This window comes from Flavilitoribacter nigricans DSM 23189 = NBRC 102662, from assembly GCF_002646595.1.
In the GTDB taxonomy this organism is placed as follows: domain Bacteria; phylum Bacteroidota; class Bacteroidia; order Chitinophagales; family Saprospiraceae; genus Flavilitoribacter; species Flavilitoribacter nigricans.
The window spans coordinates 39667-59587 of the sequence record NZ_PDUD01000032.1; the positions used below are offsets into that span (position 1 = coordinate 39667).

At 50.5% G+C, this 19921-nt stretch carries 11 protein-coding genes; 5 read left to right on the plus strand and 6 right to left on the minus strand.

Annotated features, from left to right (window positions below):
- The first annotated feature begins 78 nt into the window (after positions 1-78).
- Both CRP01_RS27095 and CRP01_RS42460 read left to right on the plus strand, forming a co-directional pair.
- Complete coding sequence (locus CRP01_RS27095) at positions 79-2640, plus strand: M14 family metallopeptidase (RefSeq protein WP_099153194.1); 2562 nt, start codon at positions 79-81, stop codon at positions 2638-2640.
- A 524-nt stretch (positions 2641-3164) separates the two neighbouring features.
- On the plus strand, positions 3165-3311 hold the full coding sequence (locus tag CRP01_RS42460) for a hypothetical protein (protein ID WP_170110554.1): 147 nt from the start codon (positions 3165-3167) through the stop codon (positions 3309-3311).
- Positions 3312-3331: 20 nt separating this feature from the next.
- On the opposite strand, the gene CRP01_RS27100 is transcribed toward CRP01_RS42460, so the two are convergent.
- Positions 3332-3895, minus strand: coding sequence for a hypothetical protein (locus CRP01_RS27100; protein WP_099153195.1), 564 nt, complete (start codon positions 3893-3895; stop codon positions 3332-3334).
- Between the two features lie 155 nt (positions 3896-4050).
- Positions 4051-4284 carry a sigma factor-like helix-turn-helix DNA-binding protein gene (locus CRP01_RS27105; RefSeq protein WP_099153196.1) on the minus strand — a complete coding sequence of 78 codons (234 nt, stop codon included), beginning with the start codon at positions 4282-4284 and terminating at the stop codon, positions 4051-4053.
- Between the two features lie 427 nt (positions 4285-4711).
- Here CRP01_RS27105 and CRP01_RS27110 point away from each other — a divergent pair, with 427 nt between their 5' ends.
- Together CRP01_RS27110 and CRP01_RS27115 are read left to right on the plus strand one after the other, a co-directional pair.
- Positions 4712-6277: a PAS domain-containing protein gene (locus CRP01_RS27110; protein ID WP_170110555.1), complete on the plus strand. Its 1566-nt coding sequence runs from the start codon at positions 4712-4714 to the stop codon at positions 6275-6277.
- A gap of 427 nt (positions 6278-6704) precedes the next feature.
- Positions 6705-9947 carry a CheR family methyltransferase gene (locus CRP01_RS27115; protein ID WP_099153198.1) on the plus strand — a complete coding sequence of 1081 codons (3243 nt, stop codon included), beginning with the start codon at positions 6705-6707 and terminating at the stop codon, positions 9945-9947.
- Here the strand turns inward: CRP01_RS27115 and CRP01_RS41970 are convergent, their stop codons facing one another.
- From CRP01_RS41970 to CRP01_RS27130, 3 genes are all read right to left on the minus strand, one after another.
- Positions 9948-12080: a sigma-54 interaction domain-containing protein gene (locus tag CRP01_RS41970; RefSeq protein ID WP_143473548.1), complete on the minus strand. Its 2133-nt coding sequence runs from the start codon at positions 12078-12080 to the stop codon at positions 9948-9950.
- Positions 12081-12240: 160 nt separating this feature from the next.
- Complete coding sequence (locus CRP01_RS27125) at positions 12241-15066, minus strand: DUF4961 domain-containing protein (protein WP_099153199.1); 2826 nt, start codon at positions 15064-15066, stop codon at positions 12241-12243.
- A 201-nt stretch (positions 15067-15267) separates the two neighbouring features.
- On the minus strand, positions 15268-15801 hold the full coding sequence (locus CRP01_RS27130) for an RNA recognition motif domain-containing protein (protein WP_099153200.1): 534 nt from the start codon (positions 15799-15801) through the stop codon (positions 15268-15270).
- A 412-nt stretch (positions 15802-16213) separates the two neighbouring features.
- Here CRP01_RS27130 and pbpC point away from each other — a divergent pair, with 412 nt between their 5' ends.
- On the plus strand, positions 16214-18637 hold the full coding sequence (pbpC, locus tag CRP01_RS27135) for a penicillin-binding protein 1C (protein WP_099153201.1): 2424 nt from the start codon (positions 16214-16216) through the stop codon (positions 18635-18637).
- A gap of 630 nt (positions 18638-19267) precedes the next feature.
- On the opposite strand, the gene CRP01_RS27140 is transcribed toward pbpC, so the two are convergent.
- Positions 19268-19867: a DKNYY domain-containing protein gene (locus CRP01_RS27140; protein WP_170110556.1), complete on the minus strand. Its 600-nt coding sequence runs from the start codon at positions 19865-19867 to the stop codon at positions 19268-19270.
- Between the last annotated feature and the right edge of the window lie 54 nt (positions 19868-19921).

Below are 19921 nucleotides of genomic sequence, written 5' to 3' on the forward strand. Positions count from 1 at the left end.
GCTTAGCTTGCGCTACCGGGCGCTCAACATTGGACCAAAACCTTTTTGAACCTGATTATAACAAAACACAACTCTTTAATGCAACGAATCTTAACACTCCTACTAGTTTTAAGCTGGCTGGGTTTATCGGCTCAGTCCGTAGATCTGACCTACTATCTGCCCGATATTGACTACGATCCGGAGATACCGACACCGGAGTCATTTCTGGGTTATCAGATCGGATCCTGGCACATCAGCCACGATCAGCAACTCATGTATATGCGTCACCTGGCGGAACTTTCGCCCCGGATGAGCTTGCGTCAGCACGCCCGTACCTACGAGGGACGCCCACTCGTTCATATCATCGTGACCAGCGAGGCCAATCAGGCCCGACTGGATGAAATTCAGGCGGAACACGTCGCGCTCAGCGATCCGGAACAATCCGGTCGACTGGACACGGAAGACATGCCGACGGTGATCTACCAGGGATTCAGCATCCACGGGAACGAGCCCAGTGGAGCCAACGCCGCGCCGCTGGTAGCCTATTATCTCGCGGCCGCTCGGGGGGCGGAGATCGAAGCCCTGCTCGATGATCTGGTGATCATTTTTGATCCCAGTTTTAATCCGGACGGCCTCACCCGTTTCTCGACCTGGGCCAATATGCACAAGAATGAAAATCTCACTTCGGATTCCAACGATCGCGAGTACGACGAGGCCTGGCCCGGCGGGCGGACAAACCACTATTGGTTCGACATTAACCGCGACTGGTTGCCGGTACAGCATCCGGAAAGCCGGGGACGCATCCAGACTTTCCACGACTGGAAGCCGAACATCCTGACGGACCACCACGAAATGGGTTCCAATTCTACCTTTTTCTTCATGCCCGGAGAACCCACGCGGGTACACCCCCTGACGCCCAAGATGAACCAGGAGCTGACCGGCAAAATTGCCGACTACCACGCTGAGGCGCTGGATGAGATCGGGTCCCTTTATTACAGTGGCGAAGGATACGATGATTTCTACTACGGAAAAGGCTCTACCTATCCCGACGCCAACGGCTGTATCGGTATCCTGTTCGAGCAGGCCAGTAGCCGGGGGCACCTGCAGGAAACGGACAACGGTCTGCTGAGTTTCCCCTATACCATCCGGAATCAGGTAACCACTGCACTGAGCACCCAGCGGGCTGCGGTGGGCTTGCGCCAGGATCTGCTTAATTTTCAACGTGATTTCTATCGCCAGTCGATGGACGATGCCCGGGGAGACCGGGTGAAGTCCTACGTTTTCGGCGATGCCAATGATGCTTCCCGCACCCAGCACTTGCTGGAGATCCTGCGGCGTCACCGGATCGATGTCTATAAACTGGACGGCGACCTGAGCCTGGACGGTAAACCCTTTGCCGCCGAAAGCAGTTATGTCGTGCCGGTGGAGCAAACCCAGTACCGGCTGATCAAAGCGATGTTTGAGACCCGTACCAGCTTTGAAGACAGCCTGTTCTACGATGTTTCCGCCTGGACACTGCCCATGGCCTTCAATATTCCCTACGCGGAGACCGGCCGCAGAGATATTCAGGGAGAGCAGGTTACCGGATTGATGGATGCCAATGAACCGGCTGTACCGCAGCAAAGCAATTACGCTTATCTGGTAGACTGGGACGATTATTACGCACCGAAGGCGGTATACCGCTTGCTGAAAGCCGGCCTGCGCGCCAAGGTTGCCTCCCGTCCTCTGGAACTGGAAGGTGAGCGTTACCCGGAAGGTACGGTTATGGTGCCGGCACGAAATCAGGACATGTCCGGCGATGAGATCTATGAGTTGATCAGATCGGTCAGTCAGTCAACCGGAGTGGAGATCACCGCGGTGGCTACGGGATATTCTCCTGTAGGTCCGGACCTGGGGAGTAACGATTTTGAACCTCTGGAGTTGCCCAAGGTCTTACTGGCTGTAGGGGAGGGCGTTTCCAGCTACGATGCGGGAGAAGTCTGGCACCTTTTTGACCAGCGCTACGGCATGGTGACCAGTAAAGTGGATATCTCCAGCCTGTCCCGGGTCGATATCTGGCAATATAATGTTATCGTACTGCCCAACGGTTCCTACAGTCGCATCAATAGTGTAGCGTCGACCATTAAGCGCTGGCTGCAGGACGGTGGTACCCTGATCACCATGGACCGCTCGGCCCAGTGGGCCGCCCAGAATGATCTGGCCAGCTTGAAAGTACGCAAACCCACGGATGAGAAAGATGATGATAAAACGCGCCGGCCCTACGCAAAAGCCAATCGGGACCGCGGAGGTAAAGTGATCGGAGGGGCCATTTTTGCCATTGAGGCGGACCTCACCCATCCGGTGTTTTACGGTTACCACCAGGAAGAGATCCCGGTGTTTAAGCGGGGGACGATTTTCTTCGAGCCTTCTAACAATGTCTACGCGACCCCCGCGATTTACCGCGATAAACCACTGCTGAGCGGTTACCTGAACAAGATCTACGAAGGTAAGATCGACGGTTCGGCTGCTGTAGTGGTGAGTGGGGTAGGACGCGGACGGACGATCTCTATGACTTTCAATCCCAACTTCCGGGCTTTCTGGTACGGAACGAACCGAATCTTTCTGAATAGCGTTTTCTTCGGTTCTACCATCAGTGGCGGCACCGTGGAGACGGAGGATTAATGAGCTGATCATCAGTAGTTTCGTATTCTCCGGATAGGAGGCTGAGGCTAATTCCCGGAGTTTGACGAAGCATGAAACGGAGAAGGCGCGGATGGTAGGTACCACCCGCGCCTTCTCTAATTTTATCCTTAGCTTATGCCGTAGGGAAACTGCTGATAATCGAATTTTGGTCCGCCCGTGAAAGCTTACCTGAAAAAAGGTCCGGAGAATTGATCCTCCATAAATCAGGCTAGGTAAACAATTTTAGGTAGATTTTGTTTATATTTATAGATATGTTCCTCTTTTTCAATGCTTTTTGCTCCTGGAACCAAATTTAGGAGATGGCGTCGGCCACGATGCCCTTGATGTAAGGTCATTCCACTCATCTTTTTGAAAAAAGCCGGAAAGGAATTATAAAGTTGACGGGCAGCACATTTGGGTAACTGCTTCTCTATCGAGCTTATTCGATACGGATGGTCAGCTATTTTCCTTTGGGAGCAACAATCAAACACCCAATTTTTTTTAACAGATAAATTTTTTCCATTATGAAAAGTAGTATGAAAGTAAGAGTGATAAAGGAAAATGCCAACCGCGTAACCATTAAACTGATTATGGCCAATGCGAAAATGCCGGTACCCCGTGACGAATTTGAGAAGCGGGTAAAGGATGGTGTTTACGAAGTGGTCAACTAATACCGGCCGACTTATAACTATTAAGAAATAAAGTTTCCAATAATTTTATGGCGATTGAAAACCATCCTGGACAATTCTTCCAGGGTGAACGAATTTAGCGGACGCAGTGCCTGCTTGAGCAAAGATTCAAATTTTTGAAGTAACAGATTTTTCTGTTTTATCCTTTTCTGGCAGTTTCTTTCCTGCTCCACGGTCTCCGCACTATTGTTGTAAACCGATTGAATCACGGCACCGGACTGATCCAGATGACTCCGACCAATAATGGCCCGGACGGACCAGGAAGAAGATTCTTTTGACAAGAAACCATTCTCCATTTCCGGACAGTCCGTGATCAGGATAAAAGGCAAATAGGGCATCGTAATACGAAGCCTGATATTTGCCTTTTGTGCTTGGTTGTGGGGTAACTGGTGGTCACAGATCACCATATGGTAATCCAGCCACCCGATCCGTTTTTTCAGATTTGCTTCATTGCGGGCAACTACGTATAGACTATTGGGAGCAAAGCTCCGAATTTTTGATTTTACAGTTTCAATATCTTTGCTATTGCTACTGATAATTAATATAGACAAGGGTTGATCAATCATTTCTTTATGGTTTAAGGGATAAGAGGCATCTCCGGTACAATATCGTCCGGAGATGCGTTCTCAGGGTCTACAGGGTTATAATTTGGCTAAACAGTACTTGATGCCTTTAGAGAACAGAGGTATGGAAAGGCAACTACTTGTTAGAGCTGAGTTTATTATTGGTAGTATTTTTGAATTAACTTTCTAGCTTCCTGTTTGGTAGCGTTCAGCTTATTTTTTACAATGGGTTCGGAAATATTTAGTGCTTTGGCAATGTCCCGGGGGGAATACCCGCGGTAATGCATTAACATGATGCGACTCTGTTCATCTCCGAGCTGCTTAAAAATCTTTTCCAGGATTTGAAACCTGAGTTGCGCCCTTTCAGAAAGAGAATTGGTTATCGGTTTCATTATTAAATCCGGTTTTCGCGATTTTAAAAAATACTTATCACTATATAGTACTTCAAAAACCAGTCCAACTTTTTAACCACTGATAATCAGTAGTTTACGGGTTAAATAAAAATATTTTTATTAAATATAATAATCCCTGTTTGTCAATTTTATTATATTTAAAACAAATGCGCCACTCATTTGAAAATCAGTAGAAAAAAAGCGACAGAGATCGTATTTTTGTGCCTGGAAATTATGGTCAATCTCGAATAAGCTGAGCTGGTAAATGTCTCATCAAAACTTAGATAAATATACGCAATATCTGATCGACAGGTTTGTGCCTAAATCTGTCTTTGTCAATGCTGACCTAGATATTCTATACACTCACGGAAATATTGAGGAATATTTTAGTTTTCCCCGTGCACTGGTAAAATTCAATGTCTCCAGGATGCTGGATGGAGAAGTCCTGCTGCTATTCCAGAATGCGGTAAAACGTTGTCTGGCCGGAGAAAGTTCGCTTGCTTTTCGCAATGTAGCTTTCAGTAAGGCAGGAGTAGAAAAGTTAGCGAATCTCCATTTCCAGAAAATTTGGCTGGAGGATAAGCGGCAAGAGATCATTCTGGTGGAGATCACGAACGTTGAGCCTTCCGGCGCAGACGGGCCGAAAGATAGTTCTCCTTCCAATCAGTCGGTTATCTGGAACCAGCAGATGAAAAACCTGGAAATGCAGCTCGGCGATGCCAATCAGAGAGCTCAGAACCTGATCGATGAACAGGAAGCCACCAATGAAGAGTTACAGGCTTCTAACCGCGAACTGATGGCCTCCAATGAAGAACTGCAAAGCACTAATGAAGAATTGCAGTCGGTCAATGAGGAACTGTATACCGTCAACAGCGAGCTGCAACTCAAAAACGATGCACTTTCCCAGGCCAACAACGACATACTCAACCTGCTGAGAAGTACCGATATTGGCACGATCTTTCTGGATAAGGAATTACAGGTGCGAAGGTTCACGCCCGCTATCCGCAAACATTTTAATCTGCTGGAATCGGATATCGGCCGCCCTATCTCGGATTTCTCCACCACACTTATCGGCGTGGATATCAGTCGCATCAGCCGACAGGTATACATTACTCTCGACAAATACGAAAAAGAAGTAGAGGACACAAACGGCAACCACTACCTGTTGCGGGTATTGCCGTATCGCACCCAGGATGACCTCATTCAGGGCCTGGTCATTACTTTCGTGGATGTCAACGAGCTGATCAGGATCCGGGAACAGATGCTGACCTTTGCCAAAAAATTCAAAGCCATCTTTCAGAATTCCGATGATATTATCCTGGAACTGGACGCCGTAGGCGATATCGAGGAGGCCAGCAACGGTATCGGACCTTATTCGAAGGGTGCCCTTGTGGGTAAGAATATTTTCGAAGTCCTTCCCGGGGAGGAAACCCGGCGACTGAAAGCGGAACTGGAAGACATGTCCAAAAAGTTTCGCCCCCTTTCATTTGAATTTGAGATCAGAGATCAGAATGAGCTGTCGCGTTATTACGCAGGTACCATGATCCCCCTGGGGGATAATCCTCCAAATGGATCGGGGCAGGTGTTGGTCTCTTTTGTAGCCATAATGCAGGATATCACCAAAAACGTCAATGAACAGCATGAGCTAACCCAAAACCTGGCAGCATATGAGGCATTTATGGATAATGCCCTCCATCAGATTGCTTTGATCGACCGGGACGGCACCATCAAATATCTGAATTATGCCCAGCATACCGGTAGCAGTAAGAAAGAGATGATCGGTACCAGCATTTATAAATATCTGGGAGATTCCGAGCAAGGCAAGGTCAGATCATCTATTGAGAATATCTTCTCCGGTAACCCGTTTGAAACAGTGCGGTTCAATTTTGTCGATAAAAACGGAAGAGAAGCAATGATCGAACTGGTCGCTACGCCGGTGATCATTGAGGAGCGGATCAGGTACGTAGCACTGATCGGACAGGAGTCCGGGTAGGGTAAAAAAAAAGCATCTCTAACTTGTAGTTAGAGATGCAAAAGAGCCCCAATTTAAATAAATCAAAAACGATTTATTATTTTTAAACATCGTTACTTACTTAAAGACAAATAGCGTGCCATCTGGTAAAGTGTTGATAATCAGTGTTTTATAGAATGTGCCAAAAAATGAAATTTTATTAAATCTAATAATCGTTATCAAATTTAATACTTTCCTGGTTGAGGACCACTCTGACACTCTAGCCGGAAGTGCGCTAATCCGGTAAATAAGGAACTAATGTCAACCGGTTTTGTTAAATTATGGACTCTAACAACGCACTTACCTTTTTTCCTGACTGATTTGCACGATAATTGATAGGGATTTATCAGTTGATTCATAAGGTGTTGTTTATCCCAGGAAAGATTTTACTAATCATTCAATTGAGCTCATGAGAGTGGTAGGACTTGGAGCCTCCGCCGGAGGAATGGAAGCATTGATGTCCTTATTATCTAATTTGCCGGATAATACGGGTGCCGCTTTCGTACTTATTCTACATCTTTCTCCGGATCACCACAGCGTTATGGACGAACTGTTGGCCAAGCACGCCAGCATGCCGATCACGATCGTTGATTCCGTAATGCCCGTTCAGGCCAATCAGATCTATATCATTTCCAAAGACAAAAATCTCACCCTCGAAAAGAACATGCTGATCACCCATCCGCGTACACCGAATGATGGGTTAAATCTTCCAATAGACAAGTTTTTCCATTCCCTGGGAGAAAGTCAGAAAGAAAAGGCGATCGGGGTGATCCTGTCCGGCACGGGCACGGATGGCTCCCGGGGTGTTCGTACTATTAAGGAGGCCGGAGGGCTGGTTTTGGTGCAGACTCCCGAATCCGCCAAATTTGATGGGATGCCCAAGGCGGTGCTCCGCCTGCAGATGGCCGATAAAGTCCTATCCCCAGAAGGGCTGGCTTCTATCTTGACGGATATTCTGGAGTGGTCCGACACGAATGGAGATTTCAATATAGCCATTTCCGGTAACGGGGTGGAACCGCTTCCTTACCTGGACCGGATCCTGCGGGAAGTACTTACCGCTACCGGAATTGATTTTTCCGGCTACCGGGAGCCCACGCTCAACCGGCGTCTGGCCAACCGGGTGTTGCTACATCGACTGGGGGATCCGGAGGAATACATCGAACTGCTGAGAAAGGATGATCGTGAGATTTTCGCGCTCCAGAAAGATTTCCTGATCGGGGTTACGCGATTTTTCAGAAACCCACTGGCCTTCGAATCTCTGGAGAGGGTAGTTTTGCCACAGATATTCGACAACCGGGAAGAGGAAGAGGCCGTTCGGATCTGGGTGCCGGCCTGCTCAACGGGAGAAGAAGCTTACTCCATCGCCCTGATCTTCGACCGCTACCTCCGGAAAAACAATCTCAATCACGATTTTAAGATCTTTGGTACCGATGTAGATAGTGCAGCTATTAAGCTGGCGTCAGAAGGGGCCTTTTCCCATAACTGCGCCGCGGATATCCCCGATGATCTGCTGTTGGAATACTTTGTCAAAGAGGCGGACTTTTATCGCATTAAAAGCGTAATCCGGGATAAGATGCTTTTCGCCGTTCACAATCTGTTGAGCGACCCTCCTTTTATCCATATGGACCTGATCTCCTGTCGGAATGCATTGATCTACTTCAAATCTGTTTCCCAGCGGGCCGTGTTGTCTACTTTTCACTTTGCTCTCAATCCGATGGGTTACCTGTTTCTGGGACCCAGTGAATCGCTGGGAGATGTCAAGCACGCTTACAATCAGGTAGAAAAGAAATGGAATATTTTCCAGAAAAAAGAAAATACCCAGCTGCCCTATCAGTCCCGCTTAAGATCCGGACCGGGACAGCTACTGCACCAGCCACGTAAAAAAACTAAAACGGCCGAAGTGCAGGCCGTATCCTCCGGCGAAGAAGAACTAAAGGATCCATTTACAAAGTACCTGCTTGACTATTACGTTCCCACTGTGCTTTTTCTTAATGACAAATTGGATGTTATCTATATCCAGGGCAATGTCGAACGCCTGCTTACTTTTCCCCGCGGGCAGGCTGACTTCAATCTGGATAACATGCTGCCGCCGGAACAGGTCCTGCTTTTCCGAAAAGGAGTTGGTAAAGTGTCCGGTAATGAAATATCCGTCGTGTACAAGGATGTTAGTTTTTCCAAAAACGGGAATGATGAGCTGCTCGACCTGCGGTTTCGCCGGGTCAATCTAAACGGGAACGAGGAAGATACCTTTATGGTAGAACTCCTCGCCAATACGGACGGGGCCGCGGCCAATGAAGTAGAGCTGGAAGAAGTAAACAGCAACGAATTGCTGAAGGATCATATCCGGATCCTGGAAGGTAAACTGAACCAGGCCAATAGCAACAGTAAAGACCTGGTGAGCCGCCTGGAGTCTACCAATGAAGAATTACAGGCTTCCAACCGCGAGCTACTGGCCGCTAACGAAGAATTGCAGAGTACGAACGAAGAACTGCAGTCGGTCAACGAAGAGCTCTATACCGTTAATAATGAGCTACAGATCAAAAACGAAAACCTGACTACGGTCAATAATGATATCAAGAATCTCCTGAAGAGTACGGAGATCGGTACGATCTTTCTGGATGCCGAACTCCGCATTCGCCGCTTTACCCCGGCCATTCGCCAGCAGTTCAATCTGTTGGAAACGGATATTGGCCGTCCGATCACCGATTTTTCCAGTACCCTGGAAAAGCTGGACATCGCCGAGATCAGTCGGGAGGTATTCGAAACCCTCGATACTTTCGAACAGGAAGTCACGGATCAGCAAGGTAATCATTACCTGTTGCGGATCCTGCCCTACCGAACGGAAAAGAACATGATCAAAGGCCTGGTGATCAACTTCGTGGATGTCAACGAACTCATGAAGGTGAAGGAGCAGATCAAGACCTTTGCCAACAAGTTCCAGGCTATTTTCGATTATTCGAATGAGACCATCATGGTACTGGATAAGGATGGTACCATTACCCGGATCAACCAGGAGTTCGGAGGGCTGGAAGCTCCGAAGCTGATCTTCAAAAACGTGTACGACTACCTCCAGGAAGAAGATCGCAACAGCTTAGAAAATGCTCTACAGAAAACCCTGAATAAGAAAGAACCGCAGGAAGTAAAGGTCAGTCTGATCACCCGGGACCGGGGAGACCGGTTCTACTCGGGTTGTGTGATCCCCGTTATCGATCAGGATCAAGAGACGCATCCTGTTAAAAAGATCATCATCATCTGGGCAGACCGGACCGAGCAGATCATCAAACACCAGCAAATGCTGGATGCAGTGGGCGAATACGAGTCCTTTATGGACAATGCCCTGCACCAGATCATTCTTTTGGATAGTGAGGGCATTATCAAACACATCAACCGGGTTAAATTTCAGGATCTGGAAAAATCCGATCTGATCGGCAATAGTATCTATGATTTTGCCGGCGAAGGCGAAGGCAAACAGATCGCTACCGCTATCGAGCAGGTATTCACCGGCGCTACTTCTCAAAAAATAGCCTATGAGATCCGGAATAAAGAGGGGAAAAATATACAGGTGGAGTTGATCGGTACGCCCGTAATCCTCAACGATAAGGTACAGTATGCGGCGCTGATCGTGAATGACACCGAAAGTATTAACCAATAATCAACGATCGCTGCGCTTGATGCCGAGTTTTCGCATCCGGGAATAGAGCGTCTGAGGATGCATATCGAGAATAGCCGCGGCACCATCCGGACCACTGACCCGCCAGTGGGTTTTCTCCAGCGTACGGATGATCAACTCCTGCTGCATTTCTTCCATCGTTTTAATCTCCGTACTTCTTTCCCGACTGGATTCATTATCCGGCTTCCAGTAGCTGAGGTCAAGAATTTCTCCGGGAGTGAGAATGACCGCCCGTTCAATAATGTTTTCCAGCTCGCGCACATTACCGGGGAACCGGTACTGTTGGAGCCGTTTCATATCCTTAGGCAGGATCTTATCGATCTGTTTTCCAGTTTTCAGGCTGAATTTTTTCAGGAAATGCTGGGTCAGTAATGGAATATCCTCCGTTCTTTCCCGGAGCGGGATATTTTCGATCGGAAAGACATTCAGACGATAATAGAGGTCTTCCCGGAATTTTTTCTGACCCACCATCTGCTTCAGCTTGCGGTTGGTGGCGGCGATGATGCGTACGTTGACGGTCAGGGTGACGTTGCCACCTACCCGTTCGAACTCACCTTCCTGCAGTACGCGGAGCAGTTTGGCCTGGATGTCCAGGGGAAGTTCCCCGATCTCATCCAGAAATATGGTGCCGCCGTCCGCGAGTTCAAAGCGGCCCTGGCGGCGTTTATCGGCTCCGGTAAAGGCCCCTTTTTCGTGACCGAACAGCTCACTCTCGATCAGGCTTTCCGGTAATACCGCGCAGTTTACCTTTACCAGCGCCCGTTGGCTGCGCTGGCTCAGCCGGTGGATGGCGTGGGCGATGAGCTCCTTACCCGTACCGCTCTCCCCTTCGATCAGGACCGTTGAATCGGTGGGCGCCACCTGTTCTACCTGGTGCAGAACTTCTGCGTAAGCCTTGCTTTTACTAATGATATTTTCAAAATGGTGGGAGACTTCCTCCTGCAGATATTGATTTTCGGCTTCCAGTTGTTGACTCAACTGATTGATCTGCAGCAGGCCGGCTTTCAATTGTGCTTCTTCCTGGCGGCGCATACTGATATCCTGGGCGAGCAATCCAATGACTCCATCTTCCAGTTGCACAATGTTGACTGCTACCGGAAAAACGGTGCCGTCCCGGCGTTGGAAAGAGGTTTCCATCTGAATGGTCTTTTGCTCCCGCAATTTGTCGCGAAAGCTATTCCATTTGGTCCGGGAATTCTCAATATCGATCTGATAAATACTAATTTCTTCCTGCAGCTGCTGGCTGGAATATCCCAGTGCCCGGCTCAGGGACTGATTGATGTAGGCCAGGCTACCGTCGGGCTGAATCCAACAGATCATGGCCCGGGCATTATCCAGCAACAGTTGTGCCTTCTGGTCACCAACGGGTGGCGGACTATTTTCCACTTTCTTCAATACGCCGCGGATCTTGTGGATCTGCCCTTTGTTGCCGATGGCTTCGGCCCGCAGTAAGATCTGTTTTTCCGTATCCTTCCACTTAATGCGCAATTGCTGTTCAAAGCTTTGTTTACCGGACCGCAGATCGGCCACGGATTGGGTAAATTCAGCCATCTGGTCCGCGGTAAGGCGGTCCCTCAGTAATTGGAGAATGTTGAGTCCATGATTCTGGTATCGCTCCGGGTCGAGATCGAAAAGTCGGTAGAAGTGATCGGTCACTATAAACCGCTCCTTTTCCAGATCCCATTCCCAGGCTGCGCTCTGGGAAAAACTGGCGCTCGACTGCAACAGGGGAAACAGCGCATTGACAGACGAAAGATGGATCTTGTAGACGGCAAACGGACGGCTTTCATTTAACAGGATACAGGCCGTGAAAAAGATGGGGATTGTTTTCCCGTTGGATTTGCGCCAATGGGTACGGGTCTGGATAAAACCTTCCGTTTCCAGAGATTTCCACCATTTCCGCCATTCCTTCATCGTCAGCGATTCATCCAGGTGAAAAATGGACATGGTCTCGAGGGTTTCCCGGGAAAATTCGGTGATCTTACTGACCATCGGATCGGCCCGGTAAATATTTCCCTGGTCATCGATAAAAAGGATACCCCTCACTACTTTAATCAGTGATTGGTAGATCGAATCAAAGTGAAACAAGTCCAGGTTTTCTTTATTGTTGCTCATCGGAGACACAGCCAATTCACCGGGAAAGGGCGAATTGAACCGAATTTACGGCTCTTAATTTTAGTTAATATGCGAGGATAATTGGGGACACTTATACATTCTGCCACGGCGGATAGACCGTAGCGAATGGAAAAGAACACTAAAAATAGGATTTTTTAACCTAATGGATCACAAATGGATAGACTTCCTGCTGCCGGTTGGTCTGTATTTGTAAAAAATACAGGCCGGCCGGCAGGTCCAGATCAAAGCTTTTCCGGTATTCGCCACCCGGCTCGTAACCACTGTAAAGCGAACGGATCCGGCGTCCCTTACCGTCGGACAATAACAGGCTGATCCGTGCCGCCTCGGGCAATTGATAGCTTATATTTACCGGTCCGGTGGCTGGATTGGGCGCTACCCGGACCCGGAAATAATCCTGCACCAATTCCCGGGTAGGTGTGGGATAGCCATTGGGCGGAGGCCCCAGACGAACCGAGGTATATACGTGGTATTCACCCGGAGCCAGACCTACGCTCTGAGCGGCGTCTTCCACCAGTATGCTGTCTCCGCTGAAATAGTCGTACCACCATCCTGTTGCGGAGAAGGCCGCACTAAGGTCCCGATCATTTACATCGAAATTCCCTTGCACCACCACGTCCATATTCTCGCCGTTCAGGAAGATCTTTTTTACGGTGGTTCCCCCGCCTATATCCAGTGTGAAATCTGTGGTGTTAAACACATCGTAATTGGTTTTCAGATGTATCAATCCGCTCACTACATCGAACAACCGCTTGCGGTAGGCATCTTCCAGATAATCCCAGCGAATGGGTTTGCGGGACAGGCGACAGTTATCACTGACACTGCCATTTTCACAGGTATTAATGGAGTAGTCGTAACCCAGTTCACCAAACTGCCAGAGCATTTTGGGGCCGGGAACGGTGTAAAAGAAAGCCGCCGCCAGTTCGGAGCGTTTGATTGCCGTGGGATATTCCCGGATGTCGTAATCTCCGTCGCTATTACCAAACTGGGTGTTTTTATACACCAGTCTTTCTTCGTCGTGACTTTCGATATAGGCCACCAGATGCGGCTGGGTCCAGTTGCGGTAGGTGTAGGCTGCCCCCCGCAGGTCAGCGGTGTATCCGAGCGCTGCTTCCAGGTATTGATTGTGTACTCCGCCTCCGGCCCAGGACATCATTCCGTAATTGATCAGTTCTACTTCTTCGAGATTATCCGCAAAATGTTCCAGGATCACGTAGGCATCCGGATTGACGGACCACATCACATCGGCGTAGTGTTTGAGAATGGCGACCCGGTTGGCATCGTACGAACCCCAGAAACCGACATCCGTGGTCATGCGCTGGGTGAAGCCTTTTGACAGGTCGAAGCGGAAGCCGTCCACCCGGTATTCTTCCAGCCAGTATTTCATCACCCGATCTACGTAGCGCCGGGTAGCCGGACTGCTATGATTGAAGTCATAACCCACGTTAAAGGGGTGCATAGGAGTCACATTAAACCAGGGGTTGGTGGCCGTCGGCCGGAAATTCACCGGATCCCAGTCGAGCTGAGCCAACGGACTCTGACTAAAGGCGTGATTGTACACGACATCCAGGATGACCGCGATCCCGCGACGATGACATTCGTCGATCAGCGCTTTGAAGGCCTCGGGGGTGCCGTAATACTTATCCAGTGCCATATGGAAACTGGGGTTATAACCCCAGCTGTCATTCGCTTCAAATTCGCTCACCGGCATCAGTTCGATGGCGTTTATACCGAGCCGCTCCAGATAATCCAGGGTGTCTTTGAGGGTCTGATAATCGTGGCGTTCAATAAAATCACGCAATAGCAGCTCGTAGACCACCAACTCCTCTTTCGGAGGCGCCTGGAAATCATCGATCTGCCAGTTGTATTCGGCCTCGGCCATGGTAAATACACTCACGATCCCCTGTCCTTTTCCGGATGGGTAAGCCGGTAGATCGGGGAAGGTCACTTCCGGAATGAATGGATCATTAGCGGGGTCGAGTACGAGCGTGCTGAGCGGATCGGCCAGGCGCAGCCCCTCGTCCACCAGATACTGGTAGGTGTAGGTTTCGCCCGGAGTGAGACCGTCTACTTCCAGCCAGAAAGTGCCGTTCAGATCGCGGTGCATGAGGTAATCGGTACTGACTTGCCAGTCGTTAAAATCCCCTATCAGAAAAACGACCTGATTGCTCGGCGCGTGTAACTGGAAAAAAGCCGTGGTGCTGTTGATTTCGGTTCGCCCGTCCGGATAATCAGCCGGTACGGGCATTGTCCCGACCAGATAAGGGACCAGATAGGCCAGACGACGGGAAACGATCTCTCCACCGGCTTCGGCCCGGATCTCCACGGAGTGGGGCCGGGTGTCCGCATCGAAGGTGTAAGTGATTGCCGTAGCGTCCGTCTGGCTGGTGACCAGCATCTCGTCCTGGAAGATGGAGATCGTGGCCGGACGGTTCGTCTGAGCCTCTACCACAATGTCGTCGCCGGGGTTCACCAACATAACCTCCTGGGCGGGACTGGCCAGATTGAGCTGGAGGGATTCGTCAAAGACACCGGCAAAGATATCGGTATTGCCGGTGTTCTTGCCTTCTTTGGAACCATCGGCATTGCGAAATACAAAGGCCATTTTTTCAATCGATTCTTCCGCCGGCACGTTGTAATATTCCCGGATAGAAGGGCCGATCACGAAGCTGTAAACGTTGGGGCGTCCTTCTACGGGAGTGAGCTTCCAGTCGGCGTTGGCCTGGCCCCATACTGTTTGCACGTATTTCCAGTCGGTATCGGTACTACTGAGGTTGGTGACTACCCCGGTATGGAGGTAGACGTCGCAGTTGCAGTCTTTCAGGCCGGCATTGCCCAGGCTGGCGTCAAAATAAATGGTTACCTGGTCGGCCTCAGTGGGAAATGTAGGTTCGGTGGTGAGGATCTGGGCAGTGAGAGCAACGGTGGCCCATGAACAAAGCATAGCCAGTAATAGTCGTTGGTGCATGATGGTATGTGAGTTTAAGTTTCCTTACTCACAAAGTTACAGGAATAAATTTGAATATGCATCTACAGACTGGCCGGTTAGGAGTACCGGTAAGGAAGGGAAAGGGCCCGGGAGAGAAAGTAAAGAAAAGTATATCGGAAGGAGAGGAGTGAAGGATGGCAGACGAAGCTCGTCTGTCATGCTCCACTCCTCGATCCTATCTTAGTCCCAGTCGTTACGACGACGGGATCCACCCCGGTCATAACGATCATTATCGTATCCTCCGCCACCGCCACGACGATTGCCGCCGCGGTCATTGCGATCGCGATATCCGCCGCCGCCACCGTCACGGTCGCCGCCGCCACCATAACCGCCGCCGCCACCGCGGTTGCCGTATCCGCCGCCACCATAACCGCCGCCACCGCCGCGATTACCGTAGCCGCCACCACCGTATCCTCCACCGCCGCCACCGCGACGATTACGGTTAAATCCACCTCCGCCGCCACCTCGGCTTTCACGAGGTTCAGCTTTTTTCACTACAATCGTGTTGCCATCCAAATCTGAATCATTCAGGGCTTCGATCGCCGCGTATGCTTCATCGTCGTTAGGCATTTCAACAAATCCAAATCCCCTTGATTTGCCAGTAAATTTGTCCATAATAACTTTGGCAGAATCAATCTCACCGAACTGAGCAAATGTACTTTCCAGCTCCTCGCTGGTAGTGTCAAAATTAAGTCTAGCTACAAAAATGTTCATCTTGAGAAAAAAATTAATAAAGAAAAAGTTAGGAAAAAGAACTCTAGCCCTTGGAAAGGCTTATATCCAAAGGGATAAGTAATAGCGAGTAGATTTTAGGAAATTTCCGGGGAGTGGAGGTGCTAAAAAAGACCGGCTAATCTTATCAAATTGCAAAATTGTCATTCGAATTAGTGAAAAATCAAAAACCTAACCGACGTGGTGAAGCATATAAACTTACCAATACCTTTGTACACTAGACAAAAGTAGCACAAATACTAATACAACGCCAGCGTAGTTGACAAATATTTTATACGAATTTTGCCCCTTTTGGCCCATAAACAGGCCCAAAATAGTCGCTTAAGCGGTCAGTACCCATTTTGGCCCTTTCCGCCTGCGCGCACTGCATGTAATTAAACCCTATTTTTGCACGATGATCAGGCGTCTCTGGAAATCCATTCGAAAACTCTTCCGGACCCATCCGCGGTGGGCCTGGGGATCCGTTTTGGTTCTGCTGCTGGCCTACGTTTTTTGTCTGCCTCGCCCCTTGTTCGATGCGCCTACGAGTATGGTGCTGGAAGACCGGGAAGGCAATCTGCTGGGGGCCCGTATTGCGGCCGACGGACAGTGGCGATTTCCCGCTCCGGACAGCTTGCCGCAGACTTTCGTACAGGCCCTGCTCGAATTCGAGGATCGCCGGTTTTACCGGCATCCGGGCGTCGACCTGCGCAGTATCGGCCGGGCGATGGTGCAGAACATCCGCAACGGCCGGATCGTAAGCGGCGGCAGCACCATCACGATGCAACTCATGCGAATGTCCCGCAACCGGGACAGCCGTTCCCTCTGGCAAAAGCTCATCGAAGTGATCCAGGCCACCCGCCTGGAATGGACCTACAGCAAAGAGGAGATCCTGACGCTCTACGCCGCCCACGCGCCCTTCGGTGGCAACGTTGTGGGCCTGGAAGCCGCTTCGTGGCGGTATTTTGCCAAGCGCCCGGAACTGCTTACCTGGGCCGAAGCCGCTACCCTGGCCGTACTTCCGAACAGTCCCGGTCTGATCCATCCGGGCCGCAACCGGGATGCCCTGGAAGCCAAACGCAACCGTCTGCTCGACCGACTGGAACAAGCCGGTACCCTGGATAAACTGACATGCGAACTGGCGAAGGAAGAACCACTGCCGCAGGCCCCGCTGCCGTTGCCGCGTCTCGCACCCCATCTGCTCGACCGGGCGGACCTGGAATACGTCAAAAGTGGACAGGTCCGGCAATCCCGCGTACGCACCACGCTGGATCGGGGACTGCAACAACAGTTGAACACCCTGGTCCAACGGCACCACGAGCGCCTGCGTGCCAACGGAATTTTTAATCTGGCGGCTTTTGTAGTGGATCTGGAAAGCGGAGCGGTGCAGGCCTACGTGGGCAACGTCATGGGTGCCGGCGAAGACCACGGAGAAGCAGTAGATGTGATCACCGCCCCACGGAGTACGGGCAGCATCCTGAAGCCGTTGCTGTACGCCAGTATGCTCCAGGAAGGGCAGATCGTGGGCGAAACGCAGGTACCGGATGTGCCGACGCTGCTCAGCGGGTATAAGCCGGAAAATTTTCACGAGCAATACGACGGACTGGTCAGTGCCCGTCAGGCGCTGGTACGTTCCCTGAATGTGCCGTTTATCCATCTGTTGCAGGGATACGGTCTGGAAAAATTCCACTATCAGTTGCGGAAGTTCGGCTTCCAGCACATCACTTTCCCTCCGGACCACTACGGTCTGCCGCTGATCCTGGGTGGGGCGGAAGCGAGTTTGTGGGATATTACCGGCACCTACGCCTCCCTGGGAAGAATATTGCAACATACCTACGGATACAGCGGCGAATACGATCCCGCCGATTTTCACAAGCCCTACTATTTATACCGGGAACCGACCGGTAACGCACCGGCGGTGGATCTGCGAAGGGACCCGCCTTTTCTGGGGTCGGGCGCTATCTGGCTGATGCTGGATGCGATGAAGGAACTGGAACGACCTAACGAGGAAGGTATCTGGGAACGTTTTCGTTCCAGCCGGCAGGTGGCCTGGAAAACCGGCACCAGCTTCGGCTTCCGGGATGCCTGGGCGGTCGGTGTGACGCCGCAATACGCGATCGGTATCTGGGCGGGCAATGCGGACGGTGAAGGCCGTGCCGGTCTGGTAGGAGTTAAAGCAGCCGCTCCGGTGCTGTTTGATATAGTCAATATGTTGCCCAAGCCACCTTCCGGCCGGGCCTCCTGGTTTAGTCAGCCCTACGATGATCTGCTGGAACTGGAAGTCTGTGCGAGATCCGGGTTCCGGCCGGTAGAGGGATGCCCGGTGGATACGGTCTGGGCTACCGCCAATGGCCGCCGGGTACCGCCCTGCCCATACCATAAGACCATTCATCTGGATCCCGGCCGGCAGTGGCGGGTGAATGCTTCCTGCATCAATCCGGCCGATATCGTGCACGTGCCCTGGCTGGTGTTGCCGCCGCTGGAAGGGCATTACTACCGCTCCAAACATCCCGACTTTAGTCCACTGCCGCCATTCCGGCCGGATTGTCGCAGCACCGATGAGGGGCAACCCATGCAATTGATCTATCCCAAACAACCTACCCGGATCTACGTTCCCGTGGATCTGGACGGATCGCTTTCCCGGACGGTTTTTGCCGTTGCGCACAATGATCCGGGGGCAACCATCCACTGGCATATCGACGAACAATTCATGGGGAGTACGGAAAACTTCCACAGCCTGGAACTCAAACCCGCTCCCGGCCCCCATCTGCTGACGCTGGTGGACGAACGGGGCAATCGGCTGGAACAGCCCTTTGAGATCATCGGCAGGGAAGAATAGGGGAGAGGCTCCGGTTATTCAGGCTTGCAGGGATTCCCCGGGAGGTTTTCTTAATGGCAATGTCAATTGCAATTATAACATGAATCATGCGAATTAGGGGTTAAAAGTCCCCTAGGAGCGAGAGATAGGTAGCCCGTCCTATAATTTGGGAGGTTCAGCGTGCCGTAGGTACGCAATATGGTTTTACATGGCGTACCTACGGCACGCTAAGCCGGGAAATGGTCATTTTGCTACCTACATCTTGTGCCTAAAGGCACATTGATTCCTGATTCGCATGATTCACCCCGAATTTTATAGAAGGCGGCGTATGACCTCAGAGAGAGGTCAAATATTCGTATAATTTAGCTGGATTAGCGTTTTCCGACCTCATCGAGGTCGCACATTTACCACATTGCTCCATGTTGTGCGACCTCCCTGAGGTCGAAACCAGCATTTCGACTATTTTTCTACGAATGTTTAACCTCTACGAGGTCATTTTTGAATCCTGAAAAAATTCAGGATGAACTCATATCTTAATGGCAATGTCAATTGCAATTACAATAGCAAGGTAAAGGTCGCGAACTGGTTCCTTTTCCCAATTTTGAATCATTGAAATGGCCATTGGAATTGAAATTGCTATTTCCCAAAACGCTATTCCAGTTTTCTGAAATCCACGTAACGATCCCCGTTAATCCGGATCTCACCGTAGCCGTATGCTACCGTTGTCACTCCGGTAGTATCCAGGTGGGCGATCGGTTCGTTATCCCGGAGGAAGGATTCGAGCGTAGCGATAGAATAGCCCTTTGACCGGCGAACGACCTTGAGCCGCTGGCCCTGGTTGGGAGCGATCGGGATGGAACCACAGTAAATGAAATTTTTGTCTTTGGCGTACGGGTAACCGATCTCTTCAAAAGTAGCCGGATCGGCCTGACCGATGGGAAGGTGCAGGAAATAAATCCGGTCCTTGTCGGCCGTAAAGATCCCGCTCGGGAGCAGGCGGTAGCTGGGTGCATCAACGCCGGGCAGTACCAGGCCCTGATAAAAGACCTGATCTTTGTCTTTGGCGAATGCCCGCTGGCTGAGGATCTCGAAGGTTTCCGGATCTACCTCCAACGGTTGAACACGGCGGCCGTGCCCTTCATCGATGGTGACGTAAGACCACTGACCATCCACTTGCCGGTAGCCGTTCTCGCAGCTCATCAGGGACAAAATGGTCAACAGGAATAAAACGGATTGCAGGAGGGGTTTCATAAGTAAATTTTTAGGATCGCAAAGCCCGAATGCCTTTAGCAAATGGGCGGTGTA

Bases quoted from the DNA above. Each gene is read 5' to 3' on its own strand.
- pbpC (WP_099153201.1), top strand. From the start codon at position 16,214: ATGATCAGGCGTCTCTGGAAATCCATTCGAAAACTCTTCCGGACCCAT.
- CRP01_RS27095 (WP_099153194.1), top strand. From the start codon at position 79: ATGCAACGAATCTTAACACTCCTACTAGTTTTAAGCTGGCTGGGTTTA.
- CRP01_RS42460 (WP_170110554.1), top strand. From the start codon at position 3,165: ATGAAAAGTAGTATGAAAGTAAGAGTGATAAAGGAAAATGCCAACCGC.
- CRP01_RS27130 (WP_099153200.1), bottom strand. From the start codon at position 15,801: ATGAACATTTTTGTAGCTAGACTTAATTTTGACACTACCAGCGAGGAG.
- CRP01_RS27110 (WP_170110555.1), top strand. From the start codon at position 4,712: ATGCTGGATGGAGAAGTCCTGCTGCTATTCCAGAATGCGGTAAAACGT.
- CRP01_RS27140 (WP_170110556.1), bottom strand. From the start codon at position 19,867: ATGAAACCCCTCCTGCAATCCGTTTTATTCCTGTTGACCATTTTGTCC.
- CRP01_RS41970 (WP_143473548.1), bottom strand. From the start codon at position 12,080: ATGAGCAACAATAAAGAAAACCTGGACTTGTTTCACTTTGATTCGATC.
- CRP01_RS27115 (WP_099153198.1), top strand. From the start codon at position 6,705: ATGAGAGTGGTAGGACTTGGAGCCTCCGCCGGAGGAATGGAAGCATTG.
- CRP01_RS27105 (WP_099153196.1), bottom strand. From the start codon at position 4,284: ATGAAACCGATAACCAATTCTCTTTCTGAAAGGGCGCAACTCAGGTTT.
- CRP01_RS27100 (WP_099153195.1), bottom strand. From the start codon at position 3,895: ATGATTGATCAACCCTTGTCTATATTAATTATCAGTAGCAATAGCAAA.
- CRP01_RS27125 (WP_099153199.1), bottom strand. From the start codon at position 15,066: ATGCACCAACGACTATTACTGGCTATGCTTTGTTCATGGGCCACCGTT.